The following is a 26,252-nucleotide window of genomic DNA, read 5'->3' as shown; positions in this document are numbered from 1 at the left end:
CACCGTGCGAAATTCATAGAGATCGACCCTCGGGCAGCGGTATGTTGCTCTCATCTCCGTGCCTACCCTGCTCCGCGTCGGATCTCTCGGCTCACGCTTCGCCCTCGCCTGCATAGCGCTCGGCGGGGCCCTCGGCCTCGGCAGCGGCTGCACCTGCTCGGGCTCGGACCAGGCCGCCGTCGATGCGGGCGCTGCGTTGCCGTCGGCCTCGGTCGCATCCGCTCCTTCCGCGACGACGCCGCCTCCCGCCGCGAACGTCGCGTCGATCGGCCCGCGTCAAGGCGCCGTGCTCGCGCGTGGCGTGGGCGAGGACGCGCTCTACGTCGCGGACGAGGATCACAACGTGCTCCGGCGCGTGGCCTTGCCCTTGTCGCCGGCGGGGACCGGCACGGCGCTTCCCATGCCGGGGCCGCCCGCGCAGGTCGTGACCTTGCCCGGGCGTGTGCTCGTGACCATTCGCGATCCGGGGCTGCTCGTGGAGTTCCGCGCCGAGCCCGGCGGGTCGCTCGCCGAGACATCGCGCGTAAAACTCCCGGCCGATGCGTGGGGGCTCGCGGTGACGGCGGATCAATCACTCGCGATCGTGACGAGCGCCTGGACGCACAAGATCAGCGCTGTCGATCTGCGTAGCCACGAGGTTCGCTGGACGGTCGACGTCGCTCGGGAGCCGCGGGGCATCGCGCTTCGGAAGGACGGGCAATCCGCGTACATCTCGCATCTCACCGGCGGGCCGCTCACCCGGATCGACGAGCTCGGGAGCAGCACGCCCACGGTCCGGCGCGTCGATCTGCCTCCTTCGCCGTTGCGCACGCCCGTGGGGAAGACGCTCAATGCGTCGCTCGGGTATGCGCTCGCGTTTTCTCCCGACGAGAGCCTGCTTTTCGCGCCGCGGCACGCGCTCGGCGCACTGGGGGAGATTGCGTGGTTCGGGGCGGCCACGGTCGATGTGCTCGTCACGGGCTCGGACAAACCCCTCGCGCCGCTCCATCGCGAGCACACCACGCTGATTCGGGCCGTGGGGGAGGGGCCGGCGCCCGAGCTGCAAATCCCCGGCACGAGCCTCGCTCCCCTCACGCAGCCGCGCGCCATCGTGTATCGGAGCCGCACCGACACGCTGCTCGTCGCGGGCGAAGGCGACGATCGGCTGGTGGAGCTCGACGCGCTCGCGGTCGATCCGACCCTCTCCGTCGTCGCCACCTACGAGGTGGGGAGCGAACGGGATCCCGCGCTGGGAATCGCGAATCGGGGCGGGGCGCCCGCAGGGATCGTGCTTTCGGAGGACGAGGCGACGGCGTTCGTCTTTTGCGGCGCGACGTACGATCTCGTCGCCATTCCGCTCGCGCCGCACCCGTCGCGCGGCGCGTTGCATAGCGATAAGCCGCCCGCGCCGACGCTCGTTCGTCTCGCGGAGGATCCGCTCGGCGGCGACGCGGCCCTTGGCCGCCGGCTCTTTTACAATGCCACGGACCGTTTGATGAGCGGAGGCCTCGGTTGCGCCGGCTGCCATCCGGAGGGGCGCGACGATGGGCACGTGTGGCACGAGGCGAAATTCAATACCGAGGACGGGACGAACGTGAATTTCGTCGGTTCGGCCGAGAACGTGCCCGAGACCGATCGGGTGCGCGGCATACCGCGCCGGACGCCGATGCTCGCGGGTCGCGTAAAATCGCCCGGTCCGTACGGCTGGGTCGGCGAGAGCCCCGATCTCATGGCGCGGCTGCGCGCGGGCTTCGGCCTGCATCGGTGGGGAGGCGTGCCGAAGCACGAGCCGCAGAACCTCGACGCGCGCGCCATGCGCATCGCCGCGTTCGTGCGGGCGGGCCTCCGGCCGCCGCCGCGCGAACAGCGCGCGCTCGATGCGGTCGAGCAGCGCGGAAAAGAGGTTTTCATGAAGGACGCGGTGCAATGCGCTCGTTGCCACGTCCCCGAGACGGAGTACACGGATCGGCAGGTCTATCCGCTGCCGAGGCTCACGCGCCGGTCCAATTTCGATGAATTGAAGACCGGTGAGCTCCGCGTCCCCTCGCTCCTGTACCTCGAAGGTCGGGCGCCGTACCTGCACGACGGGAGCGCGGCGACGCTGGACGAGCTCATCGCGAAGAACAACGATCGCATGGGAAAGACGAATCAACTCTCGAGGGAAGAGCGAGACGCGCTTGCCGCGTTCTTGCGCACGTTATGAGAGCCATCCCCCTCCCCATTCTCGCGCTCGTGGCGGCGGCGACCGCGTCCTCGCCGGCCCCGGCACAAGCCCCGCCCGCCGCGTCCGCTTCGGCGGCGGCGCCGGGGGATGCGGTTTCGCTCGAAGTGGATCCGCCGGGTACGGAAAAGACGAAAGCGCCCACGTTCGATGAATGGGCCAAAGCGACGAAGGTCCGGCTGACGCGCACGGGCCCCGCCGCGGCGCCTTGCACGGCGTATCGCGTGCGGGAATGGCTCAAGGTGCGATGCCTCGGGACGAAGCCGCATGCGATGGTGGTGCTCGGCGGGGACGCGGCCGAGGTCTCGTTCTGGATCGATCGCGACGAGCGGCAGGGCGGCGAGGTGCAATTTCCGATGCGGCGTGGTGATCGCCGCGTGGTGCAAATCTGGACGGGCGGGGTCGACGCGGCGGGGGTGTTCAAGGCGAAACCCTCGCTGGTCATTCAAGAGCATTGGCTGGAAGATCGCGCGGCACCCACCGTGACGGCGATGTGAACGACGGAGACGCGGAGGCGAAACGATGTCGGTGAAACGATGGACGAACGCATTACACGGGGCGCACGCGGGGGCGGTCGCCATGGCCCCGTTCGCGTGGGTGACCGCGTGTCTCTTGGCCTCCGTGAGCGCCTGCGGCGGCGCGGGTGAGCCGCCGCCCGCGGGGCCCTCGAATGTCGCGGCAAACGCCGACCAACCCGCGGCGCCGGCCGCGACGCCCTCGGCAAAGGCCGAGCCGGCGCCGAGTGCTGCCGCCACCACAGCCGCGCCGGACAACACGGCGGGCCCCGTGGCCAGCGCGGCGCCGGCAACGACCGCGGCGCCGGCGGCAACGACGCCCGCTCCCGCGAGCGTGCCGGACACGGGCGGCTGTCCGGCCGGGATGGTCCGCATCAAGGGCGGCAGCTTCAAGCTCGCCGCGATCAAGGCCCAGGTGACCGTGAAGGATTATTGCCTTGACGTGAACCTGGCCACGACGGATCAATATGCGGCGTGCGTGCAATCGAAGAAGTGCAACGACGGCGCCGTCAAGGTTTGTGATCCCTCGACGTACGGCGTGGAAGGGAAAGGGAACCTGCCGATGATCTGCATCGATTTCGTGCAGGCCACCGACTATTGCAAAGCGCAAAACAAGCGCCTTCCCAGCGGCGAAGAATGGGAGTGGGCGGCGCGCGGCGGTCCGGAAGGTTTTACGTATCCGTGGGGGAACGAGCCGCCCGCCGAGCAGCTCTGCTGGTCCGGAAAAACGAAGCGCGACGGCCCCTGTCCGATCGGGAGCTTCCCCGCCGGCGCGAGCCCGCAAGGGGTGCTCGATCTCGCGGGCAACGTCTTCCAGTGGACCACCACGGGCAACGATGTCGTGAGCTCGGCCCGCTTCGGCCGCGGCGGGAGCTGGCGCGACAGTGGGGACGAGGTCAAGGCGGGGAAGACGGCCGTGTTCAAGACGACGTACCGCTGCGGCTTCCTCGGGGTCCGCTGCGCCATCAGCGCGCCCAGTACGCCCTGACGCCAATCAAAATCCCGCGTCTTTCTCTTCACGCGCAAAACGTTCGAGCTCGCCGAGGACCCATCGCGCGGTCTCCTCGGCGCCCGCACCGTCGAAATGCAGGCCGTCGGGCCGGATGGGCTTGCCCTCGCTCTCGACACGGCAAGCGGGCGTCGGGCAGACGTGCCCCATCAAATCGAGGACGGGCCATCCACGCTTTCGGGCGGCGCGCTCGAGCATACCGTTGAGGCAATCGACGCGGGCCGGGACATTTCCGTAACGCCAGTCCTTGATCGGATACGGGACCCGCGTCAGCACGATGCGACCCGCGTTCGTGCCCATTCCGTCGGCCAGTGTGAAGATGCGCTTTTCGTACGCGTCCTGCCAGGCCGGTTCGCAGGCCTTTTCATTGAAGAAGGCGCCACCCATGACGAGGAGCGTCATGTCGGGGTGGAGCTCGGCGGCGTCCTCGATCCAGTGCTCCGAGCAGCTCGTTCCCCGCACGGGTTTTCCGTTCTCGATGCGTATCTTGGCCTCGAAAATGGAGCAACTGCCGACCCCACGAACGGCGACGAACGCGCCGGCCTCGTCCTGCCGATACCGCAATGCCATGCCGAGGAAGCTCGCCACCGAGTCGCCGACGACGAGAAGGCGGAGTGTGTCCGGCGGGAGTGCCTCGCGGGGCGGGAGAGCGGCGGTCGGTACGGAGAATGGCGTGGGGTAAACAATGGGCGGAGGCGGCGGCAGAGGGGACGACGCGGCGGTGGAGGCTTCTGGGGGGGGCAGCGGTGGGGTGGGCGCGGGGGGGCGGCGAAGGAGGAGCCATGCAGCCGCGGAGAGCCCGAGCAAGCAAGAGAATGCGAGGACGAGGTGGAGGGACGTACGCACGCGAGAGGCGAGCCGCCGGGGGCCCAGGGGAATGGGCCGCGGCGCCACGGTCGCACTTCCTTCACGGGAGCGCAAGGTCGGCGGGGGCCCCGCGTCGGATCACGACTTTCTTGTTGCGGCGCTCACCCCTTTTGAGGTATTCGTGAGCATTGGCCTTCACCACACGAGCCGGAGAATTCTGCCCATGTCTGTCACCATCGAACGCGTCATGCAATCGTACGACCCCCGCAACCCCCTGACCCGTGGCGAGGTGCGGACCCTGCTCCGGGACTCGTACTTCGTGGCTGGCAACGCGGGGCCAGCCGGCCACGCGGAGGAGCACATCGACGGCGGCGACGAAGGGCGGTTCGACCGCGAAGCCGGCTACGTCGCTCGTGAAGCGCACTCCGTGTTCATCGACGAGGACGACGCGGTGACGGGCCTCTACCTCGCCATCGGCTCCGCGGCCGGCCGGTATGCGATGCGCAGGCTCCAGAACGGGCAATGGCAAGGTGCGGCGATCCACGTCGCGGCCTTGCACGCCACGCGGATGCGTGTCTACGAACAAAACCCGCTCTTTGGTCTCCTGCACGTCGAGGCGGATTGCCGGAGCATCACGGCCGTCATCCGCCTGCACGGGCATCTCATCCGCCGTCTGCACGTGCAGACGGTTTTCCCCCGCGATGACGCGAGCGTCCTTTCCCGCCAGGGGGCCAACGTCGACAGCGTCGCTTCGCAGACGCCCAACGGAGAGACGGTCTCCTTCGCCGGCAACGCGCGGGTGGGCGGCGCGGGGGGCGGCGGGGGCGATTATGGGCTCGCCCGGCTTTTCCGCTGAGCTCGCCCTCAGGGCACGTACGACAGCGGCCCCTCTCGTTCGAGCAGGAAATAACTCGGCGTGCCCACCCGGGCGAGGCCGAGATCGAGGTACGTCCAGCCGAGCAGGCGATCCACGCGCCCCTCGTCGAGAGAGACCAGCGGATCCCGCCCGAGGCGAATCGGATCGAGGCGAGGATTCTCGCTGCTGTGGTTGTAATCGATCACCAGGCCGTGCCGCGCGGCGACGGGCATGTCGTACGCGCGCCCGTCGCGTACCTCGTAAAAGCCAAAACATCGAGGTTTGCCCTCGGCGTCGCGCATGGGCTCGCGCGGGCCGTCGAGCCCTGCCTGCTGCATGCGGACGTTCCATCCGCGCAGCGCGCCCGTCCTTGGATCGCGGTGGAAGGTTTTCCGGAACGTGAGCCACGTGATCGCGACGATCGGCGCGGGGAGCCCGAGCGAGACGCCGCGGTATTCGCTGTCGTCGAGCGCGCTCGGATCGATCGCGTGACCCTGCTCCAGCAGGGATCGGAGATCGGCGTGCGAGAGCGTGAGGAAGTCTTGCGTGTTCATGCCATCACCGCTTCGTATCGGTACGCGCCCAGATCGATGTCGCCGCAGAGGAGCGCCGGGATCGCCTCGCGCCAGGTCGCGGGCAAACGCGCGCACCAGCGCATGTATCCAGTGAACGAGATGTCGGGATCGTCGGCCTCGTGCGGCGCGAGGCGCACGCCGTGCGCGCGCGCGTGCTCCGCCGCGGCGAGGAGATTCTCGTGGTACCCCTCGAACACCACGAGATCCCGCAGCCATTCGGCGCGCGGATCCTCGCCCTCGACCACGCGCCGCGCGCGCTCGTGAAGCTCTTCGAGCCCGCCCGGGTGAAGGGCGAGGATCTCGAGATCGTAGGCGAACTGGTTCACGTCGTGGTGCGCGCCGAGCAGGTGGCGGAGGATGCGCTCGCGTGAGCTCGCCAGGCCGGAGAAATCGAGCGGGGCGATCGCGCGCTCTCGCAAAAGGAAGGGGAAGCGGAGCGGGCGATACGCGAGGAGGCGCGCGCGGAACGTGGGGCGCACGTGGTGTGCGGTGCAGGTGCCGATGGTCTCGGGCCGCTTTACGAGGCGCACCCACATACGAATCACGCCGAGCGAGACCTGCACGAGGTTCGGCGCGCGCGGGACGAGGCCGGCTTGCTCGACGCGCGCGAGGTTCTCGGCGATGCGTCGGGGAAAGAGCAACAGCGCGCCGGTCCAGAGCGGGTCGTCTCTCACGATGACCTCCTCCTTTGCGTCCTTAACACCTTGACGATGCAAAGGACACCGGTATCGTCGCGCCGTGCAATCGTCCTCTGGGCCAGCGTGTCTCTGATCATGCAGCCGCGTTTCCTCTTCCTCACCGGTGAGCCCGCCGCCACGCTGCCGCTCCTGAAAGAGCGGCCGACCTGGGCCCCCGTGCTCTCCGCGATCACCTTCGACGTGATCGCCGGCCGCCTGCACCGCCGGAGGAGCCCGACCGACGATTTCCGTGGCGTCGTGTATTTCGCCGACGTCCGCGACAAGGACGTCGAGCAGCACAACCTGCGTGTCCTCGCGGAAAACGAGATTCCCTGCTGGCCCGATCCCGCGGCCCTTTCCGCCGCGTCCCTGCGTCATGCGGCGCTCGGCCGGTGCGTCGCCGCGGGGCTCGTCGATCATCCCGTCGTGCAATCCCCATTCACCCGCGAGCCGCTCCTACCATTTCCTTACGTGCTCAAGATCGGCGAGGAGCATCGAGGGGAGGGGAAGTACCTCATCCGGTCGGCGCGGGACATCCCGCGATGGGACGGGATCGCGAGCGCGGAGCCGTTTTTCGAGGGAGAATCCGTGCGCGTGCTGATCCTCGGCGAGCGCGCGTTCGGCGTGCGGATCCAGAATGAGGGCACCTGGATCAAGAACGCGCCCGGCGCTTCGTTCGAAGCGTGGGAGCCAGACGAGGCCATCGCCACGCACGCGCGGCGGGCGGCCCGGCTCTTCGGGCTCGAGGTCGCCGGGATCGATTACGTGATCGATCGAGCCGGCCCCCATTTCATCGAGCTGAACCCATTTCCGCGCGTCGGCCTCTCGAACGAGAGCGCCGCCCTCGCGCGAGACATCTTCCGCCGCGCGATGGACGCCGTCGAGGCCTCCGCGAACACGTCCGGCCGGACCGACTGAGCCAAGCAATCGCCCGCCGTCCGCTTGTCGAACCCGCACGACGGACCGATGCTCCGGCTGAGGAGGATGCCATGCGACACGTGCTCTTTGCCTTGTTCGACGACGATACGGACGCCGAGCGGTGCCTGCACGCCGTTCGCGCGTTGCCCGGGCTTTCCGAGGCGTGCACCGTGCTCCTGCATCACGACAAGGTGAACCGGCACGACGTGCCGCTCGCCGAGACGAGCGCACGCGAGGGCGTCGCCACCGGCGCACTCGTCGGCTCCGCCGCCGGCGGCCTCCTCGGCGGGCTCGTGCTCGGTCCGCTCGGCTTCATCGCGGCCGGTCCGCTCACCGCCGCGCTCTTCGGCATGCTCGGCGGCGGCGCAGCCGGCGCGCTCGGTGGCGGGCTCACCGGCGCCGGCAAGCCCGATCCCGTGATCGAGGACGTCGAGCGCGAGGTGAAGGCCGGCAAGGTGCTCCTCACGGTCGAGGTCGAGAACATGGACCAAGCCGATGAGGCGGAGCAAATCTGCCTCGCCCACAACGGGCGCATCGCGCGCAAGCCCCTCTTCGGCTTCTGGAGCCACCGGCTCCACCGGCGCGACGTGGCCTGAAAGGTCCTCCGATCGTCTGCGAGAGCGCCGAAAGGATCGGCGCTCTGCGAGATCGCACAGCGAGCTCGCCTCGGGGGGTGAATCGTCCGGGCTTTGCCTGGACGAGAGGGGGACGCGAGGCGTCCCCCTCGGGAATGAGGGCTGGTGCGTGTGCCCCGGACGTGCTAGGTCGCGCGGCCCTCTTTCCCCCGAACTGCGCCATGGCCCTCAAAGTCGCGATCGTTGGTCTGCCGAACGTCGGCAAATCCACTCTGTTCAACGCCCTCACCCAGACGGCGGCCGCGCAGGCCGCGAACTACCCGTTCTGCACCATCGAGCCGAACGTCGGCGACGTGGCCGTGCCCGAGCCGCGGCTCGACAAACTCGCGGCGCTGGCGAACTCGAAGGAGATCATCCCGGCCCGGATCAACTTCGTCGACGTGGCAGGCCTCGTGCGCGGCGCGTCCAAGGGCGAGGGCCTGGGCAACCAGTTCCTGGCCAACATCCGCGACTGCGACGCCGTCGCGTTCGTCGCCCGGTGCTTCCAGAACGACGACGTCACGCACGTCGAGGGGCGTGTCGACCCGCTCGCCGATCTGGACATCATCGAGACCGAGCTGATGCTGGCGGACATCGACAGCCTGGAGAAACGCATTCCGAACCTGGAGAAGCGGATCCGGGGCGGGGACAAGGAGGGCGCGAATACCTTGCGTCTGCTCAAGCTCGCGCTGGAGCAGCTCCACGCGGGCCGGCCGGCGTTCACGGCGAAGGTGGACCCCGACGATCAGAAGGCCTGGCGCATGCTGCAGCTCTTGACCGCGAAGCCCGCGCTTTACGTGTGCAACGTCGACGAGGCCGCCGCCGCGACGGGCAATGCCCTGTCGGCGAAGGTGGTCGAGCGCGCGGCGAAGGACGGCGCGAAGTCCGTGGTGATCTCGGCGCAGATCGAGGCGGAGGTCGCCCAGCTCGGCGCCGCCGAGCGCGCAGAGTTCCTGGAGACCCTGGGGCTCGCGGAGCCCGGCCTGAATCGACTCATCCGCGAGGCGTACGCGCTTCTCGGGCTCCAGACGTACTTCACGGTCGGCCCGAAGGAGGCGCGCGCCTGGACGATCCCGATCGGCGCAACCGCACCCCAATCCGCGGGCGAGATTCACACGGATTTCGAGAAGGGCTTCATCTGCGCCGAGACCATCGCGTTCGACGATTTCGTCAAATTCGGCGGCGAGAGCGGCGCAGCGCAGGCCGGCAAGATGCGCAAAGAAGGGAAGGCATACGTCGTCAAGGACGGCGACGTGATGCATTTCCACTTCAACGTCTGACTTCCTTCTTGGTGCCGCCGCGCCGGGGCGCCGCCCCGGGCCCCGCGGGGGCTGTTCGCCCCTCGACCCGAACCAGGGCAAGCCCTGGACCGTTCGTGGAAGAACTGCGCGATGCGCAGTTCTTCCCACAGGCCGGTGGCAAGACCCGGGACAGCGTTGCCAGTCACGGCGGTCTTGGTTGGCAGGGTCGTACCTGGCCTTGACTCGGCCTGTTCGATGAACTGCGCATTGCGCAGTTCATCGACCCCGGGTCCAGCGCTTGCGCTGGTCCGGGTCCAGGGGCGGATAGCCCCTGGTGGGGCCTGGGGCAACGCCCCAGCGAAGCGCCTCAGGACCAGGGGACGCCGAGGACGTGCGCTTTATGCTTCCACCGGGCGGGCTCGCCGGTGTGGCTCCCGCTCGAAGGGGGAGGTGCGCCATGACGAAGGGTCTACCGTTTGTATTTGCGGCGATTTCGTTCTTGTTCGTGCTGCCGGCGTCGGCGGCGGAGGACGCGTCGGAAAACGCGGAGCTCGCGGAGGACGTGCAGGATCTCGTCGTGCCACCGGCGCGTAGGATCTGCCTCCAGCCGATCGCGAGCGGCCCGTGTCGCGCGGCCTTCCGTCGGTATGCCTTCAACAGCGCCGTTGGTCGCTGCGTGCCTTTCATGTACGGCGGCTGTCAGGGGAACATGAACAACTTCGAGTCCATGCACGCCTGCCAGCGCACCTGCAACCGCCCCCCATTCCGGTGGTGAGATGAGCAAGACGCGGGGGCCCGCCAAACCCCCGCACCTTCGCGCGGATGTTTACTTCGGCCCGTCCAGCGTGCAGAACCCGTTCAGGCAGATGTTGTCCGGGCTGCAGCAATCGGCTGCCGTCGTGCACTTGTCGCCCTCGTTCGAGCACATGCCGTTCGGGGGCGTGTCGCCGCAGACGAGTGCGCCGCTGCCCATCGGATCGGGCGAGCAGTAGCCATTGCAGCATTGATCGCCGGACTCGCAACCGGCGCCGTCGGCGCGGCAGGGCTCTTGCACCCAGAAGCCGCGCGCATTGCCGGCGAGCAGCTCCTGCGCGGGCAGGTAAAATGCCGGGTGGCTCCCGTCCACGCCTGCCGGCGAGTTCAGATCCACGGCTGCGACCCAGAGCTTCTTCGGCGTGATGTTCGTGAAGAGGTTGACGCCGCGCGGATCGCTGCAGAACGGCGGGATCGTCGCGACGTTGCCGTACATGCGGCGGCTCGTGAAGACCACCCAGGCATAACCGCCCGAGGCAATCGGGTTCACCGTCGGCTCGTAGTTCAGGTTCACGTCATCGCCGTGATCGGCGTTGATGCCTCCGACCTGCGTGCCGTCGCCCGTGCAGGTCATTGCAACGGGCTGGGCGAGCTTCGGCAGGTACACATTGCCAGCGTCCTTGCCATTGAGCTGATCGAGCGGCACGGGCGCGCCGCCGTCGTCGCGGACCATCGCGATGTAGGCCTTGGCGCCCTTGCGCGTGCGCAGATCCCCGAGGGTATTGCCGTCGACGCCCGCCGCGGTCTGCTGATGATACACGACGGTCTTGCCGTCCGGGAAAAACGCCGCCCAGCCGGGCCGCGTCTCCGCCGGTTGTCCCGTGTTGTCCACGACGACGAGCGGATTCGCGAAGGCGTTCGTCGCCGCGTCGAAATCCATCAAGACGAGCTTTTGCCGCGGGTTCGTGATGGACGCGCTCGCCATCGGGTTGAACACGACGCGCTTGCCGTCCGGCGAGAACGACGGCGTGCCGACGTTGGTCGAGACCCCGTTCAGCCCCGAAACCGGCTGGACGGTGCCATTGGCCAGCGAGACGAGCTGCCCCACCGTCGTGAGTGCCAGCGCGCCGTCCGGCGTGATGCCCGGGAACGAGCTTCCATTCGGGAGCGACTTCTCGGTCACCATGTCCGGCGCGATATCGTAGGCCCACGGGATGGAGCCGCCATTCGACGTCGCGACGAGGCGCGAGCCGTCCGCCGCGACCGAATGGCAGACGCGGCACTCCGCCTCCGATCCGCTCTTGCCCGCCGTGAGCTTGGGCGCCGTGTCACCGACCTTGATCGAGAGCACCGCGCCGCCGAACATGCCGTCGCCGCCCACGGCGCCGGTCAGGTTTTTCGCGAGCTTCGTGCCATACGAAATGTAATAAATGGCGCCCGAGAGCCGCCCCGGCGCGACGGTCCACGTCTCCTGGATCGGCCCGTACGCGACCTCGCCTTTCGCCACTGTCAGCCGCACGACGAGCTGATCGGGCGAGCCGTCGAGCGTCTTTCCGCCGGCCGTATTCGTCGCCATGGCCCAGATGTCCTGCGGGATCGGGTGGCGAATGAACGAGCCTCCCGTTTGCACGAGGATCTGCGGTTTTGCGAAGGTGCCCTTCCACGAGAACGAGCCGCTCGTGGTCGAGAGCTCGATCTTGATGGCGTCGACGCTGCCGAGCGTCGAATCCCATTGGAGCAGCGGCGCCGTCATGCCGCGCGGCCAGACCGTGCGGTCGTACGGATAGATGAATTTCAGCCCCTCGGCCTGCCCATTGCTGCTTGGCGCGTCGAGCGCGGCGACCACGACGGGATTGTCGACGCCGACGCCGAGGCCCTCGCCGCCGACGCCGCCGACGCCGCCGCCCTCCGTGAGCTGGGGGATCGTCGTGGCGATCTGACCCTGCTGGGCGGGGTTGTTCGGGTCCGCCCCATTCTGTTGCGATGTGAGCTTGACCAGGAGATTACGCTCGAGGACCTGCCCGTTGAGGCCGGCCCGGACGCGCACGACGCCGCCGGCCGTGCCCTTCGGCGTGAACGTCGCCGTGCTCGTCGGTCCCGCCGTGATGCTTCCAATCTCGCCGCGATCGACGCTCCAGCCCGCGCTGATGGGGTTTCCGTCGAGGTACGAGGTGTACGTGACCGTCGGGGTATTTTGACCCGCAACGACTGTGATCTCCTGCGGCGCGCTCGGCAGGACATCGAAGCCCTGCGTTTGGCTGCCGCCGCTTCCGCCCACGCCCGACGAGGAGCCGACGAAAATATCGCCGCCGTCCCCGCCGATGCCGCCGTTCCCCCCGCTGTTCGAGCCGCCCGCGCCGCCGCTGCCGTTCGAGGAGGTGCCCCCTGCGAGCCCGGTGGAGCCGCCGCCCCCGCACGCAGCCGTGAGGACCGCCGTGCCGAGGGCTGATACGAGTACAATTCCAAGGCGAGATCGTTGCAACATAAAGGCAATGCTACAAGGGAGGAGAACAAGGTCGCAAGGGTGAAGGTTGCCCGCGTGCGCGGCACGGGCTTTGCCAAAGTGCCGCCGTATGAGCTGGAGAGCGCGCCCTCTCCAATGAGCAGTGCTTCACGCCGCCTTGCGAGACGGTCTGTCCGTCGGGCGAGACGTGCTCCTCCGATACACCGAATGGCCTGTTCTTCCGGGGCACCTCGCTCTTCGACGACATGTTCGGCGGCGTCCTGCACGCGACCGCGGAAGGCGGGACGCAGGCTTCGTCGCAGGCGGGATGTCGCTCCTCGATCCGGAGGCGGAAAACCTCGGCCTAGCGCTGTTCAAGGACGCGGGCGTGTTCCTCGGCCTCGCGCTGCGCGATGCCGACGGCATGCGCCTCGTCGACGAGAGCACGAGCATCACCATCACGGGGGACGCGAAGGAGGATGGGGATTTGTCGACGTGGGATCGGCGCTTCGTGACGGTGGGTGCGAGCGGGACCGTGAGCGCGAGCGTGGTGACGGGCGACGGAACACCGTTCGAAGTGACGATGCCCATCGTGGACAAACTCGACGATATCGTCGCCGTGAAGAATTTGGTCAGCCCGGACCTCGCGCAGCCGTTGCCCGTGGGCTTGGAGCGCAACGTGTGTTTCCGGGGCATCTCGAACGGGCGCGCGGTGGCGGGCCTCTCCGGGTGGATGATGTCGGGCGAAGGCTCGATCGAGGTGGAATACGTCACCGAGACGTGCGGGTTGGTCAAGGCGCTCGCGGCGGGAAAGGCGACGATTTTCGTGGAGGTCGGGGGCGTGAAGAAGAGCTTCCCCGTGACGATGGCGAAGGCTGCCAAGGCGGACACAGCGCCCGCGGAAAAGACGTCGGGCGAGGAACTCGTCGGCCTCACGCCCGGCGAGCGCGCGCGTCACTGAGCGGATTCGAAAAGGTGCGTCGCGGCCAGGGCCTCAAGGCATGGCCGGGACGACCGCGCAATGGCCGGTCACGCAATCGGCCTTCCATTCCGACGGATAAAGAGGGGCGCAGGGCGGGCAGCCAAACTCGGGCGGGCAGACAAGATCGTAAATCGCCTGAAGGGAGCTCGACGCGACCGCGACGAGGTCGGGCACGCCCCCCGCGCAAGGCTCGCAGCAACTCAAGCCGAGCCGGAGCGTGCAATCGGCGGCGGTCGTGCATTCGCTGAAGGCGTGCTCCGCGACGTCGGCCTCCGCGCAGCTACCGGCCTCGCAATACGCGAAGAGGCCGGGGTTCGGCGCGCCCGCGCAGGCGGGGCAGGCCGAGGGCTCGGGACAAACGAAGGTGTTGTATTCGTCGACCTGATCGACGTGCACGGGCTCGACGTCGGCGAGCGTGGGTTCGCTGCACGTGCCGCAGCAGGTATTCTTGACGAGGGTACACTGACCCGGTCCGCTGCAGGCCCCGAAATTCGGAGCGCCGCCGCCGCCGCCCGCGCCGCCGCTGCCACCGCTGCCGCCGTTTCCGCCGTCGACCTCGCTCCCGCAGGCCGCGGGGAGCGTGGTCACGAGGAAGGCAGAAACCAGAAGGATTCCCCAATTCGATCGAGGTCGAAGCATGAAGGCCAGCCTACGAACCCGCGCTTTCCCGGGGCAAGGGAGAAGTGCGCGAGGGATGTCCTTCCTGGATCCGTCTCGAGGTCCCGTCGTGGTAAGATGCCGGATCCCGGCGCGCGGGCTCGACCGGCGGCCGAGGAGAGGGTAGTCCTCGTCTGGCATGAAGCAGGGGCATCAGCAGCAGCGGTACCGCGTCCTCGATCGCCTCGCGTCCGGCGGCATGGCCGAGGTGTTTCTCGCGGAGAGCGCGGGGATCGAGGGATTCAAGAAGCGGGTGGCGATCAAGAAGGTCTTGCCCCACCTCTCGGAGAAGAAGCGCTTCATCGCGATGTTCCTCGACGAGGCGCGCCTCTCGGCGAACCTCACGCATTCGAATGTCGCCCAGGTATTCGACATCGGCGTCGGCGATAACGCGTACTTCATCGTGATGGAGTACGTCGATGGCTCGGACCTGAAAGCCGTCATCGAATACCTCCGCAAGATGAAGCGGCCCTTCCCGGTGGAGGTCGCCGTCTACATGGCCGAGAAGATCTGCGACGGCCTCGCCTACGCGCACGAGGCGAAAAACCCCGAGGGGCAGCCGCTTCGCATCGTGCACCGCGACGTCTCGCCAGCGAACGTGCTCATCACGAAATACGGCGAGATCAAGATCGTCGATTTCGGGCTCGCAAAAGCGACGAGCCAGCTCGAGAAGAGCGAGCCCGGCATCGTGAAAGGAAAGTTCGGCTACCTCTCGCCCGAGGCGACACAAGGGCTCGAGGTCGACGTGCGCACGGACGTGTTCGCCGTGGGGATCATCCTGTGGGAGATCCTCGCGCAAAAGCGGCTCTTCCACGGCGACAACGATCTGCAGACGGTGATGCGGGTGCGCGAAGCCGTCGTGCCGCCGCTCGCGCAGCTCAACAAGGACGTGCCGCCGGAGCTCGAGAAGATCATCCACCGCGCGCTCGCCCGCGATCCGGAGAAGCGCTACCCGAGCGCGCGCGAGCTCGGCCGAGCCCTGAACGGCTTCTTGTTCAAGTTCGGAAGGCCCGTCGGCGCGCACGACGTCGCCGAGCTCGTGAGCGGGACCGTGGCGCTGCGTAAAACCACGGACCAGGAAAAAGACACGACGCTGCACAAGCTGATCGAAGCAGCGCTGCTCGAGTTCAACTCGCTGCAAGACGACCCACGGCCCGGCGCACCGAGGGAGAAGTCGAAGCCGGAGATCAGCGCAGCGGCGCCGCCCCCCGAAGAGCGGCCGCGCGGGCGCGTGTCGCACTTCGAGGACATCGGCAAATGGGCCGAGGAAATGGATCTCGCGCCGCTCAGCGGCGAGGGGCGCGCGTCGCGGGTCGGTCCAGTGTCCGCGCGGAGCGAGCGCGAGCCGGAGAGCAAGCCCGTCCCGAGCAAGCCTGCCGAGAGCACGGCAGCCGAGAGCACGGAGGCCGAGAACAAAGCGGCCGAGAGCACGGAGGCCGAGAACAAAGCGGTCGAGAGCACGGCAGCCGAGAAGAAAGGCGCCGAGAGCTTGCCGACCGAGAGTCTGCCGGCCGCGACGGTCAAGGCGACGCCACAAGCCAAGGCCGAGGAGAGCGCGCCGGTCGAGAGCCTGAAGGCCGAGAGTCTGCCGGCCGAGACGGTCAAGGCGACGCCGCAAGCAAAGGCGGACGAAGGCGCGGTCATCAGCGAGCCAGCCGAGACGGTCAAGGAGACGCCGCAGGCCAAGGCCGAGGAGAGCTCCATCGAGAGCGCGCCAGTCGCGACGAGGACGCCGTCGCCCAAGCAGGAGAAGGACGTCGCGGGCAAATCCGGCAAGGCAGCGAAGGCGGGCGCGAAGGGGAAGAAGGGCGCGGCCGCGAAGCTCAGCAAGGAGAGCACGGCCGCTGTCGCGAAGAAGGCGCCCCTCGCGAAGCCCGCCCCCGCCGCGAACAGCAACGTGATGTGGCTCTACGTCGCCGCGGCGGTTCTTCTGCTCGCAGCGAGCGCGTACTACGGCGGGCTGTTCGGGCCCTGAGCGCGTTTGGCCGGAGCACGGGGCTTCGGCATCGCGCGACCTGGGACGCCTTGCCGACCGATCGGCGGGACCTCGACGGCCACCGTGAGCCGCTGATCGCCGCGCCACACCTCGCCCGTGATCACCTTCGCGTTGTGCTTGAGCGCGCCCGCGACCGCGCCGATGACCACGCCGACCGAGGTCGCCGGCGCGCCGCCGATCCGCGTGAGCACGTCGCCATCGCGGAGACCCGCGCCGAAGCCACCCACGCCCTGGAGCGCGATGCCCGCGGGCCTCGGTCCGCTTGCGGGCACGGGCACGCCTGACGGGACGACGCCGCTCTGCACCGCGCGCGCCACGACGTCGGCGCGGACATGAATTCCGCCGCGCGGCGCGGGGGTTCGTACGGACGAACCTTTCCTCGCGGGGGCAAGCGTTTCGCTCGGCGGCTCGGCGGGCGCCGGAAGCACGTCGAGCCCGGGCACGTGGGGCAGGTCGAGGCCGAGATCGAGGGAGTCGGGGCCGTGCAGAGGTGCGTCCGTCTCCTCGGCGTTTCGCCAGACGAACGCGCGATCGAGCGCGTCGGCGAGCCGCGCGCCGAGGGAAGCGGCGCCGCGGTCGACGAGCGCACGTGTCGCGAAAGGAAGGGTGACGAGCGGAAGGGCGATCAGGAGCGCGGCGAGCAAGCGAACGAGGCCCGTTCGCCGCTCACCGCGGACGTTCAAGGCAGGAAGCGGATCAGCTTCCTTCCTCGTCGTCATCCTCGTCATCATCCTCTTCTTCGTCGAGCTGCTCCTCGAGCTTGCGAAGCGCCTCGTCTTGCTCGTTGACGGCCGGCGCAGCGCGGCCTTCCTGGAGCGCCTTCTGCCGTGCCTTCTCGGCGGCGGCGCGGGCTTGCGCGACCTTCTGCATGACGGCCGGCTTCGGCGCCATGAGCAGCGTCATCGTGCGCTGCTCCATGACGGGACGCACCTCGACGTTCGCGACTTCGTCGCACTGCTGCACGATCCAGTCGAGCTGCTCCTGCGCCTTCTCGGGGTGCGTGATCTCGCGACCGCGGAAGCGCACGGTGAACTTGACCTTGTGGCCGGCCTCGATGAAGCGCAGCGCGGCGCGCGTCTTGAACTGGAGATCGTGATCGTCCGTCTTCGGGCGGAGCTTGATTTCCTTGATCTCGACCACGCTCTGCTTGCGCTTCGCCTCGCGCGCCTTCTTCTTCTCGTCGTACTTGTACTTGCCGAAGTCGAGGATCTTGCAGACGGGCGGATCGGCCTTGGGATTGACCTCCACCAGATCGAGGCCTCGCTCCTGGGCACGCCGCAGGGCCTCGTGGGTCGGCATGATGCCGAGCATCTCGCCCTCTTCCCCGATGACCCGGATCTCCGGAACCCGGATTCGCTGATTGATTCGGATCTGCGGTCCTCGCTGGGCCTGTCGAGGGTCGAAGCGTCGCATGCTCATGTGTGGTCTCGCTGTCTCCTTGCTTGTGATCTACTGGCAATCCACGGTCAGCCGCGCTTGCCCGTCGGGATGACGGGTGCAGGGCCTACACAATCTCGCCCGGATGGTCCGCGTTATCAACGGGCGGAAGCTGCCTCCGGGCCCGAAGTCACGCCCGGCGCTCGTTCTCCACCGGGGAAGGCCGGTGGGGAGGGCAGCCGTGCGGGCAGGGCGACGAGGACGGCGCAGAGGCGCGGCGGCACGGGACTTCGTGCCGCGCTCGGCGCTCTCCGCTTGGTTCGGGGGGGCGACGCGTCCTGCGTGCGGGGGCGGCCTTTGCACGCCCGACGTCATGTGCACGACGTGAGCCGCTCGCTCGGCGTGCGCCGCGGTTCCGTTCTGACTGACCCCAAAGGTCCTCACGAGGACGGGCAGGCGGCATCCGCCATGAGGCGGGAACCTGCAGAAAGGTCCTCGTATCGAAACTTTGTAGGCGCGGCCGGGTTCGAACCGGCGACCCCTACCGTGTCAAGGTAGTGCTCTACCACTGAGCTACGCGCCTGTACCGCTTCCTCCGCCGCCCCGCCGATGTGCGGTGCGTCGAGGGAGGCGCATCGGTACCAAGCCTTTTCGGTCTGGTCAAGAAAAAAAACGAAAGGCAGGGTTCGGGAAGGGGGGCCGGGAGGTGGGGGCCGGGGAGGGGACGACCATTTGTTCCAGGGTCTCCGGCCGTTCCTTGCGTGGAACCTCGATCGTGGGTATGGACGGCCGCTTTCCGAATGATCGGGGGCTCGCATTCGGGGAGCCAAGCTTCGTCCCCGTGGAGGTTACCGCCTCGTGACCACGCTGTTTTTGTCTCAGCCGACCACCGTCTCCCCGGGCCAGGGCGCACCGCCCGCGCCCGCCCCTGCCCAGCCTTCCCAGGGCGCTCCCACGCAGACGCCCGAGGGCGGAGGCGGCGGCGGGCAGCCGTTCGGCGGGATGACGATCCTCTTCTTCTTGCTGCCGCTTCTCTTCGTGTTCCTGATGACGCGGAACCAGTCGAAGAAGCAGAAGGAGCTCGAGGCGGCCCTGAAGCCGGGCGACAAGGTCGTCACGCAGTCGGGGCTCATCGGCAAGCTCATCGAGGTCGGGGACAGGACGGTCAAGCTGGAGATCGCGCCCGGCGTGAACGTGCAGGTCCTGAAGGCGGCCATCCAGGGCGTGGACGGCGAGCCGAAGCCCGCCGCCGAGGCGAAGGACAAGGCGCAGGAAAAGAAAGCGTAGCGCGCGCGCTTCGGCTAAGAAGGGCTCGCGACCGCCCCCCCGAGTCGACCCTCCCATGATCTACAACATCCTCCAGTACGCATTCGCTGGCCTCGGCGCGCTGTCCATCGCGCTCGGCGCGTGGCAGAGGTCGAAGCGCGGCGTCTTCGTCATGTCGGCGATCGCCTCGTTCTGCGCCGCGATCGCCGCGCACTACCACGTGTTCTGGGCGACCGCGACCTTCGGGCTCAGCGTCCCGTGGGCGTTCTTCTGCGCGCTGCCCACCATCGATCTCTCCTGGCGCATCAAGAGCGGGTTCGTCCTGTTCCTCGCGCTCGGATCGTGGCTCAGCATCTACCCGACGTACGCGGACGAGCGATACGGCCGCATCGATCGATCGGGCCTCGGGCCCGAGGAGCGCGCGAAGGTCGAAGAGGACGCGCGCGTGGGCAACCGTGGCGTGCGCGAGTGGCTGCTTTCGAACATCGAGTTCCGCCTCGTGCGCGGCCTCGATCTGAAGGGCGGCCTCAGGCTCGTCTACACGGTCGACGTCGACGAGGCGATCAAGGACAAGCGCGACCGGTACTACGACGAGGTTCGCCAGGCGCTCGCGCGCTCCTACGGGATCGTCGGGGCGGAGCAGCAGGCGTCGGTCGACGATCTGAAGAAGCTCATCGGCAAGGTTCGCGTCGAGAAGTCGCGCGAGCACGCGGGCACGCTCTTCATCAACTTCGAGAACGCGGCGGACGCGGACAAGGTGAACGACGAGTTCATGCGTCCGTTCCAGGAGATGCAGCGTCAGTTCTCGTCGGATCGGAAGCGGGTCACGCTGCGGATCAAGGGCGAGATCGAGAGCCAGATCCGCGAAAAGGCCGTGGCGCAGGCGAAGGAGACGGTGCTCCGCCGCGTCGACAGCATGGGCCTCAAGGAGGCCGGCGTCACCACGCGCGACGAGGACATCATCATCGAGATCCCGGGCGACAACGACCAGACGTTCGCCGAGATCCGCGAGATCGTCAGCCAGACGGCGCGCCTCGAGTTCAAGCTGCTCGACGACGAGGTGAACTTCTTCGAGACCGAGGTTCGCAACCCGAAGAACAAGGAAGTGAAGGGCCTGCGCTTCCAGCAGGAGCAGGTCTCGGTCGGCCCTGGCAAGCAGAAGGTCAACACCTACGCGGTCCTCGAGCACATGGAGGGCGAGGACATGCGGCAGGCGCTCGCGCGGCTGCGCGAGTGGACCTCGACGTTGTCGGTGCCGGACGATCACGAGATCGGGTTCGGCAAGTACCAGTCCTACGACGAGGAGAAGGGCACGGTCGAGGACGTCGGCTGGCGGACCTACTACCTCTTCAGCAAGGCCGAGATCACCGGCGACATGGTGAGCGACGCGCAAGCGATGCCGGACCCGAGTGATCGAGGTCTTGGCGGCTGGCTCGTGCAGATGAAGATGACGAGCGTCGGCGGCGATCGCTTCGAGGACATCACCGCGAAGAACATCAAGCGCCGCTTCGCGATCATCCTCGACGAGAAGGTCGAGAGCGCGCCCGTCATCCAGACGAAGATCCCGGGCGGGGTCGCAACGATCACGATGGGCTCGGCGAACGTGGATCAGCAGATCACGGACGCGCGCAAGCTCGAACTCGTGCTGCGCTCGGGCGCGCTGCCCGCGCCGATCTCGCCCTCGAACGAGCAGCGCATCGGTCCGTCGCTCGGTCAGGACGCGATCGTGCAGGGCGCGAAGGGCGGCCTCGCCGGCGTCATCCTCGTGCTCCTGTTCATGCAGGTCTATTACAGCCGCGCAGGCGCGATCGCGAACATCGCCGTGCTCTTCAACATGGTGCTCCAGGTGGCGATCCTCGCGATGTTCGGCGCGTCGATGACGCTGCCCGGAATCGCGGGCCTCGTGCTCACCGTCGGCATCGCGGTCGACGCGAACGTGCTCATCAACGAACGCATCCGCGAGGAGCTGCGGCAAGGCAAGAGCCCGCGGGCGGCGGTGGACGTGGGCTACGACAAGGCCTTCAGCGCCATCCTCGACGGGCACGTGACCACGCTGATCTCGGGCCTCATCCTCGCGCAGTACGGTTCGGGTCCCATCAAGGGCTTCGCCGTGACGCTCATCGTGGGCATCGCGGTCAGCCTGTTCACCGGCGTCGTCTGCACGCGGCTCATGTTCGATTGGGCCGTGCGGGCTCGCAAGGTCAAGAAGCTCCACCTCGGCTGAAGGCGCAGCACATGGAATTCATCAAGCCTGGGAGACAGTTCGACTTCATGGGCAAGCGCTGGCTGTTCATCGGCCTCAGCGCGCTGCTCCTGCTCGGCTCGATCGTCTCGTTCTTCAAGCCGGGACCCCACCTCGGCACCGACTTCAAGGGCGGCACGGAGCTCGAGGTCGCCTTCCTCAAGTCGACGGAGGCGGGCGACATCCGCGCGGCCGTCGAGTCGCTCGGCTTCGAGGCGCCGGACGTCATCCGCGTGAAGGACAGCGGCGCCGAGGATACGCACCGCTACCTGATCCGCGTGCAAGAGGTCAGCGCCCTCGGCGAGGAGCAAAAAGAGGCGATCCGCCAGAAGCTCTGCGTGCTGCCCGAGGGCACGGCGCCGAGCGCGGACTACGAGGCGCGCTGCCCCGCGAACGCGCGCGCCAGCGAGATCAAGTTCAGCCCCGGCGGCGACAAGGTCACGATGCGGTACGAGGTCGAGCCCGACCTCGCGGCCGTACGGGCACAGCTCACGGGCATCCCCGGCGTGGAGCTCCGCGCGGGCGAGAACAACCCCGTCGTCGTGAGCACGCGTGACCACAAGGTCGAGGCGCAGCTCAAGTCGCGCGGCGATCAGCTCCTCGACGGCCTGCGCAGCAAGCTCGGCGCCGACCGCGTGCCCGAGCGCGCGCTGCGCGTCGAGTGGATCGGCCCGAAGGCGGGCGCGCAGCTCCGCGACGCGGCCATCCGCAGCATCGCGATCGCGATCGTGTTCATCATGGCCTACATCGCGTTCCGGTTCGATCTCCGGTTCGCGCCCGGCGGCATCCTCGCCCTCGTCCACGACGTCGGCATCGCGCTCGGGGCCATGATCATCACGCACCGCGAGATCACGCTCTCCACGGTCGCCGCGATGCTCACGATCGTCGGTTACTCGATCACGGACACGGTCGTCGTGTACGACCGTATCCGCGAGAACCTGACGAAGCACCGGAACATGTCGTTCTCGTCGATCATCAACCTGTCGATCTCCGAGATGCTCGGACGCACGATCATCACGTCCGGCGTGACGGCGCTCTCGATGGTGTGCTTCCTCGTGTGGGGCACGGGCGTCATCAAGGACTTCGCCTTCGCCCTGCTCGTCGGCATCCTCGTCGGCACGTACTCGTCGATCTACGTGGCCGCGCCGTTCACCGAGTGGATCGACAGCAAGTTCTTCGGCGGCCAGGCGACGACGCAGAAGAAGATCACCCGCACGAAGGCCGTCAAGCGCGCCGACGCGGTGGTCTAAACCTCGCTCCTCCCCAGAGCCCACGACGCCCCGCGGTGCGCACCACCGCGGGGCGTTTCGTTTTTCCAGGAACCAACGCGCCAAAAAGGAAGGTTTTCCGACCGGCATGGACTCCGGACGAGGGCTGCGCTACGCGTGGGCCCCACGGATGTTGAGCGAGGCCGCGTGGGTACAGGCGACGGATCCCGAGGCTCGGAGCCTTCTCCTTCCGTCCACCACAGCGAACCCGGGGCGCGAGGGCGCGATCCGTGATCCGGGCGCGGCGTCCGTCGAGGCGCTGGAGCTTTCGCGGGCGCTCGGGCTCTCGATCACGGTCGCCGACGCCTTGTTCCGCGCCGGTCGCCGCGCCGACGCCGAGACGCGCCTCTTCCTCGATCCGCGCCTCGCCCACCTCACGCCGCCCGACGCGATGGCCGATCGCGAGCTCAGCGCCGACCGCCTCGCGCGGGCGATCCGCGCGCGCGAAAAGGTCGCGGTGTTCGGTGATTACGACTGCGATGGGATCACGTCGTGCGCGATCGTGACCGAGGTGCTGCGCGCGCTCGGCGGCGATGTCGTGCCGCTGCTCGCGACGCGCAAGGACGGCAGCTACGGCTTCAACGCGAAAGCGCTCGAGCGCGTGCGGAAGACGGGCGCGACGCTGCTCGTCACGTGCGACTGCGGATCGAGTGATCACGAGCGGCTCGCGACGGCGCAACGCCACGGCATCGAGACGCTCGTGATCGATCATCACCTCGTGCCCGCGGAGCCCTTGCCCGCGATTGCGTTCTTGAATCCGCATCGGCCCGAGTGCGGCTTTCCGTTCAAGGGGCTCGCGTCGTGCGGGCTCGCGCTCTCGCTCGGCGCGGCGGTGCGTCGGGCGCTCGGCGCGAACCTCGACATGCGGCAGTGGCTCGATCTCGTGGCGATCGGGACCGTGGCCGATGTCGCGCCGCTCGTCGGCGACAACCGCGCGCTCGTGCGGGCGGGACTCGCGGTGCTCAGCCAAGGCACGCGTCCGGGCCTCCGGGCTCTGGCCGAGCTCGCGCGGCTGGATCTCGGGCATGGCGTGAGCGCTGACGACATCGCGTTCCGCATCGCGCCGCGCCTCAACGCGCCGGGCCGGCTCCAAGATCCGGACCTCTCGCTCGCGCTTCTGCTCGAACGGGACAGCATGCGCGCGGCTGGGATCGCGGCGACGATCGAGCAGCTCACGGCGCAGCGGCGCGCGATCCAGGAGGAGATGATCGGGCAGGCCCTGCGCGAGATCGAGGCGAACGGGTGGGCGAAGGAGCCGGCCATCGTGCTCGCGCGCGAGGGGTGGCATCCAGGGATCGTGGGGATCGTGGCGGGCCGTGTGGCGTCGAAGTACGGCAAGCCCACGATTGTCGTGGCGCTCGACGGTGGATCGGGCCGCGGATCGGTGCGCGGGCCGATGGGGTTTCCGCTGCACGACGCGCTCGTGCTCTCGCGCGCTGGGCTCGTCGGGTTCGGCGGGCATCAGGCCGCGGCGGGCGTCGAAGTGCGGGCGGATCGGGTCGAGGCGCTGCGCGCGCTCTGGTGCGACGCGGCGATCGCGCTTGGCGCGGTGAACTTCGGGTCGCTCGAAGGCGAGGCGGACGTTCGCCTCGACGATCGGGACGAGCCGGCCGTGGTGGCGCGTGATCTCGAGCGGCTCGAGCCTTGCGGGCAGGGCAACCGCGCGCCGCGTGTGCTCGTGCGTGGGGCGCCGGTGCGCGTCTCGCGCATCATCAAGGGCCACTTGAAGCTCGAGATCGCGCTCAAGCGGCACGTGATCGGCGCCTTCGGGTACGAGCTCGGGAGCCTTTCGCAGGGCCTCGCGGGCGGGCGTGTGGACATCGTGGGCCGGCTCCGGCGCGACACGTTCCGGGGCGGCAGCGCGGTCGAGATTCGCATCGATCGCGTGGAGCGAGCGAGCTAGGAGGGATGACCGTGAGCGAGCCGATCATCCGGTTCCGCGACGTACGCAAGGCGTTCGGCCCGAAGGTCATCTATCGTGGCCTGAACCTCGAGGTTTTCCCGGGCGAGACGCTCACCGTCATCGGCGGATCGGGCGTGGGCAAGAGCGTGATGCTGAAGCTCTTGATCCGCCTGCTCGAAGCCGACGGCGGGTCGATCACGTTCCACGGCGAGGACATCACGCAGATGAAAGAGGCGAAGGCGCGCCTCATTCGTCGTCGGATCGCGATGCTCTTCCAGGGCGCGGCGCTCTTCGACTCGATCTCCGTGGGCGAAAACGTCGCGTACGGGCTGCACGAGCACTATCGCGACGAGATGACCGAGTCGCAGATCGCCGAGCGTGTCGACTGGGCGCTCTCGCTCGTGGGTTTGCCGGGTATCGAGGCGATGCGGCCCTCGGATCTCTCGGGCGGCATGAAGAAGCGCGTCGGGCTCGCGCGGGCGATCGCGGTCCAGCCCGAGGTTTTGCTCTACGACGAACCGACGACCGGCCTCGACCCGATCAACACCGAGCGCATCAACCACCTGATTCGTGGGCTCAAGAAGGCGCTGGACGTGACGAGCATCGTGGTGACGCACGACATGAAGAGCGCGTTCACGATTTCCGACCGCATGGCCATGGTGCAGGCGGGCGAGATCATCCTGTCCGGCCGGGTTGAGGACTTCCAGCGGTCGACGGATCCGCGGGTGAAGAACTTCATCAACGGCATCGCCCCGGTCAACGAGGACGTCGAGACGCTCCTCCGTGCGTGACGACGGGCGCGTCTTCGCGCAATATGGGGGAGCAGATGAACAGGTCGCGCGACGTCAAGGTCGGGCTCTTCGTGCTGGCGGGGCTGCTCTTCTCCGCGCTCGTGATCTTCTTGATCGGCGATGAGCGGCGCTTCTTCAGCTCGTCGGTGAAGTTCACGACGACGTTTTCCGATGTGCAGGGCCTCAAGCCCGGCGCGCCGGTGCGCATGGGCGGCATCGACATCGGCAACGTGAAAAAGGTCGGCTACCGGCCAGGTCAGGCCGAGGCCGTCGTTTACGTCGAGCTCGACGTCGTGAAGGCCGAAGCGGAGCGCATCCGCAAGGACAGCATCGCGCGCGTCGCGGCGAAGGGCCTGCTCGGCGACAAAATGATCGAGATCTCGAAGGGCAAGTCGCCGGAGGCCGTGCCGCCGGGCGGAGAGATCTCGAGCGAGGAGCCCACGGATCTGATGGGCATCGCGCAGGGCATGACGTCGAAGGCCGACGCGGCGCTCGGCAACATCTCGAAGATGAGCGAGAGCCTCGCTGACGAACGGCTGCACCAGGATCTGCGCGGCAGCGTGTCGTCGATGAACAAGCTGCTCAAGGACGTGGCCGAGGGCGAGGGGTACCCGAAGAAGCTGCTGACGGACAAAGAGGAAGCCGAGCGGATCTCGCGCACGCTGCAGAACCTCGACCGAGCGGCCTCGGAGCTCGCGCTCACGCTGGCCGAGGTGCGCGGTGTGGTGACGCGCGTGAAGTCGGGGCCCGGCTTCGCGCACGAGGTGATCTACGGCGACGGCCCGCAGAAGGAGATCGCGCAGTTCGGCGCGGCGGCGGGCGAGGTCGCGAGCACGCTGAAGGGCATCCGCGAGAGCGACAGTTTTGCCCATGACGTCCTTTACGGTGGCAAGGGCAACGGCGCCGAGGCCCTGGCCAACGTCACGGCGATGACAGCGGATCTGCGGGCCATCGTTGCCGACGTGCGCAAGGGCAAGGGCACTGTGGGCGCGCTGCTCGTCGATCCCTCGATTTACGAGGACGTCAAAGCGATCGTCGGCAACGTGAGCCGCAACGACATTCTTCGCGCGCTCGTGCGGTACTCGATCAAGCACGACGAGAAGAAGCCGGGTGTCGAGGTGACGCCGGGCAAAGAAGAGTCGGCGGCGCAGAACAAGTAAAT

The 26,252-nt window shown here is 68.1% G+C and carries 23 protein-coding genes and 1 tRNA gene; 16 read left to right on the top strand and 8 right to left on the bottom strand.

The window, feature by feature from the left end; genetic code table 11:
* Positions 1-58: 58 nt before the first annotated feature.
* Genes KEG57_RS23305 through KEG57_RS23295 form a run of 3 tightly spaced genes read left to right on the top strand, consistent with a single transcriptional unit; the run spans position 59 to position 3,703 of the window.
* Positions 59-2,182, top strand: a complete 2,124-nt coding sequence (locus tag KEG57_RS23305; RefSeq protein WP_272423446.1) for a c-type cytochrome — start codon at positions 59-61, stop codon at positions 2,180-2,182.
* On the top strand, positions 2,179-2,697 hold the full coding sequence (locus KEG57_RS23300; RefSeq protein WP_272423447.1) for a hypothetical protein: 519 nt from the start codon (positions 2,179-2,181) through the stop codon (positions 2,695-2,697). The genes KEG57_RS23305 and KEG57_RS23300 overlap by 4 nt, the downstream gene beginning before the upstream one ends.
* A 25-nt stretch (positions 2,698-2,722) precedes the next feature.
* Positions 2,723-3,703, top strand: coding sequence for a formylglycine-generating enzyme family protein (locus KEG57_RS23295; protein ID WP_272423448.1), 981 nt, complete (start codon positions 2,723-2,725; stop codon positions 3,701-3,703).
* Between the two features lie 6 nt (positions 3,704-3,709).
* Here KEG57_RS23295 and KEG57_RS23290 read toward each other — a convergent pair whose 3' ends face one another.
* Positions 3,710-4,570 (bottom strand): SGNH/GDSL hydrolase family protein, encoded by an 861-nt coding sequence (locus tag KEG57_RS23290; RefSeq protein WP_272423449.1) that lies wholly within the window; start codon positions 4,568-4,570, stop codon positions 3,710-3,712.
* Between the two features lie 184 nt (positions 4,571-4,754).
* On the opposite strand from KEG57_RS23290, the gene KEG57_RS23285 reads away from it, so the two are divergent.
* Positions 4,755-5,387 carry a hypothetical protein gene (locus KEG57_RS23285; RefSeq protein ID WP_272423450.1) on the top strand — a complete coding sequence of 211 codons (633 nt, stop codon included), beginning with the start codon at positions 4,755-4,757 and terminating at the stop codon, positions 5,385-5,387.
* An 8-nt stretch (positions 5,388-5,395) separates the two neighbouring features.
* Here the strand turns inward: KEG57_RS23285 and KEG57_RS23280 are convergent, their stop codons facing one another.
* Entirely contained in the window at positions 5,396-5,941 is a 546-nt protein-coding gene (locus tag KEG57_RS23280) for a hypothetical protein (protein ID WP_272423451.1), read from the bottom strand.
* On the bottom strand, positions 5,938-6,636 hold the full coding sequence (locus KEG57_RS23275; protein WP_272423452.1) for a hypothetical protein: 699 nt from the start codon (positions 6,634-6,636) through the stop codon (positions 5,938-5,940). Before KEG57_RS23275 ends, KEG57_RS23280 begins: the two co-directional genes overlap by 4 nt.
* Positions 6,637-6,735: 99 nt before the next feature.
* Between KEG57_RS23275 and KEG57_RS23270 the strand changes: the two genes are divergently transcribed.
* The 4 genes from KEG57_RS23270 (at position 6,736) to KEG57_RS23255 (ending at position 10,187) form a co-directional block, all read left to right on the top strand.
* Positions 6,736-7,557, top strand: coding sequence for an ATP-grasp domain-containing protein (locus KEG57_RS23270; protein ID WP_272458806.1), 822 nt, complete (start codon positions 6,736-6,738; stop codon positions 7,555-7,557).
* A gap of 71 nt (positions 7,558-7,628) precedes the next feature.
* A complete protein-coding gene (locus tag KEG57_RS23265) occupies positions 7,629-8,153 on the top strand; it encodes a hypothetical protein (protein ID WP_272423454.1) in 525 nt (174 codons plus the stop codon).
* A gap of 200 nt (positions 8,154-8,353) precedes the next feature.
* Positions 8,354-9,451 carry a redox-regulated ATPase YchF gene (ychF, locus tag KEG57_RS23260; RefSeq protein ID WP_272458805.1) on the top strand — a complete coding sequence of 366 codons (1,098 nt, stop codon included), beginning with the start codon at positions 8,354-8,356 and terminating at the stop codon, positions 9,449-9,451.
* Positions 9,452-9,869: 418 nt separating this feature from the next.
* Positions 9,870-10,187 (top strand): BPTI/Kunitz domain-containing protein, encoded by a 318-nt coding sequence (locus KEG57_RS23255; protein ID WP_272423456.1) that lies wholly within the window; start codon positions 9,870-9,872, stop codon positions 10,185-10,187.
* 51 nt (positions 10,188-10,238) lie between these two features.
* Here the strand turns inward: KEG57_RS23255 and KEG57_RS23250 are convergent, their stop codons facing one another.
* Positions 10,239-12,650 (bottom strand): TolB family protein, encoded by a 2,412-nt coding sequence (locus KEG57_RS23250; RefSeq protein ID WP_272423457.1) that lies wholly within the window; start codon positions 12,648-12,650, stop codon positions 10,239-10,241.
* Between the two features lie 286 nt (positions 12,651-12,936).
* On the opposite strand from KEG57_RS23250, the gene KEG57_RS23245 reads away from it, so the two are divergent.
* Positions 12,937-13,569, top strand: a complete 633-nt coding sequence (locus KEG57_RS23245; RefSeq protein ID WP_272423458.1) for a hypothetical protein — start codon at positions 12,937-12,939, stop codon at positions 13,567-13,569.
* A 33-nt stretch (positions 13,570-13,602) separates the two neighbouring features.
* Here KEG57_RS23245 and KEG57_RS23240 read toward each other — a convergent pair whose 3' ends face one another.
* Positions 13,603-14,229, bottom strand: a complete 627-nt coding sequence (locus KEG57_RS23240; RefSeq protein ID WP_272423459.1) for a hypothetical protein — start codon at positions 14,227-14,229, stop codon at positions 13,603-13,605.
* Positions 14,230-14,386: 157 nt separating this feature from the next.
* Here KEG57_RS23240 and KEG57_RS23235 point away from each other — a divergent pair, with 157 nt between their 5' ends.
* On the top strand, positions 14,387-16,222 hold the full coding sequence (locus tag KEG57_RS23235; protein ID WP_272423460.1) for a serine/threonine protein kinase: 1,836 nt from the start codon (positions 14,387-14,389) through the stop codon (positions 16,220-16,222).
* Here KEG57_RS23235 and KEG57_RS23230 read toward each other — a convergent pair.
* The 3 genes from KEG57_RS23230 to KEG57_RS23220 form a co-directional block, all read right to left on the bottom strand.
* Positions 16,198-16,962, bottom strand: coding sequence for a hypothetical protein (locus tag KEG57_RS23230; RefSeq protein ID WP_272423461.1), 765 nt, complete (start codon positions 16,960-16,962; stop codon positions 16,198-16,200). The two genes, KEG57_RS23235 and KEG57_RS23230, sit on opposite strands and share 25 nt — an antisense overlap.
* Positions 16,940-17,662, bottom strand: coding sequence for a translation initiation factor IF-3 (infC, locus tag KEG57_RS23225; RefSeq protein WP_272423462.1), 723 nt, complete (start codon positions 17,660-17,662; stop codon positions 16,940-16,942). The genes KEG57_RS23230 and infC overlap by 23 nt, the downstream gene beginning before the upstream one ends.
* Positions 17,663-18,131: 469 nt before the next feature.
* Positions 18,132-18,203 (bottom strand) — tRNA-Val (locus KEG57_RS23220).
* Between the two features lie 275 nt (positions 18,204-18,478).
* Here KEG57_RS23220 and yajC point away from each other — a divergent pair.
* The 6 genes from yajC to KEG57_RS23190 all read left to right on the top strand — a co-directional run bounded on the left by yajC (position 18,479) and on the right by KEG57_RS23190 (position 26,250).
* On the top strand, positions 18,479-18,907 hold the full coding sequence (gene yajC / locus KEG57_RS23215; RefSeq protein ID WP_272423463.1) for a preprotein translocase subunit YajC: 429 nt from the start codon (positions 18,479-18,481) through the stop codon (positions 18,905-18,907).
* 55 nt (positions 18,908-18,962) lie between these two features.
* Positions 18,963-21,110, top strand: coding sequence for a protein translocase subunit SecD (gene secD / locus KEG57_RS23210; protein ID WP_272423464.1), 2,148 nt, complete (start codon positions 18,963-18,965; stop codon positions 21,108-21,110).
* Positions 21,111-21,121: 11 nt separating this feature from the next.
* Positions 21,122-22,378, top strand: coding sequence for a protein translocase subunit SecF (secF, locus tag KEG57_RS23205; RefSeq protein WP_272423465.1), 1,257 nt, complete (start codon positions 21,122-21,124; stop codon positions 22,376-22,378).
* Between the two features lie 106 nt (positions 22,379-22,484).
* The gene (gene recJ / locus KEG57_RS23200; RefSeq protein WP_272423466.1) at positions 22,485-24,299 is read left to right on the top strand and encodes a single-stranded-DNA-specific exonuclease RecJ; all 1,815 of its coding nucleotides are present in this window, start codon (positions 22,485-22,487) and stop codon (positions 24,297-24,299) included.
* Positions 24,300-24,310: 11 nt separating this feature from the next.
* Positions 24,311-25,090, top strand: coding sequence for an ABC transporter ATP-binding protein (locus tag KEG57_RS23195; protein ID WP_272458804.1), 780 nt, complete (start codon positions 24,311-24,313; stop codon positions 25,088-25,090).
* 35 nt (positions 25,091-25,125) lie between these two features.
* Positions 25,126-26,250 carry an MlaD family protein gene (locus KEG57_RS23190; protein ID WP_272423468.1) on the top strand — a complete coding sequence of 375 codons (1,125 nt, stop codon included), beginning with the start codon at positions 25,126-25,128 and terminating at the stop codon, positions 26,248-26,250.
* The last annotated feature ends 2 nt before the right edge of the window (positions 26,251-26,252 follow it).

It is taken from the genome of Polyangium jinanense (assembly GCF_028435365.1).
The sequence above is the reverse complement of the archived record's forward strand: the minus strand, read 5'-3'. Positions and strand labels throughout refer to the sequence as shown.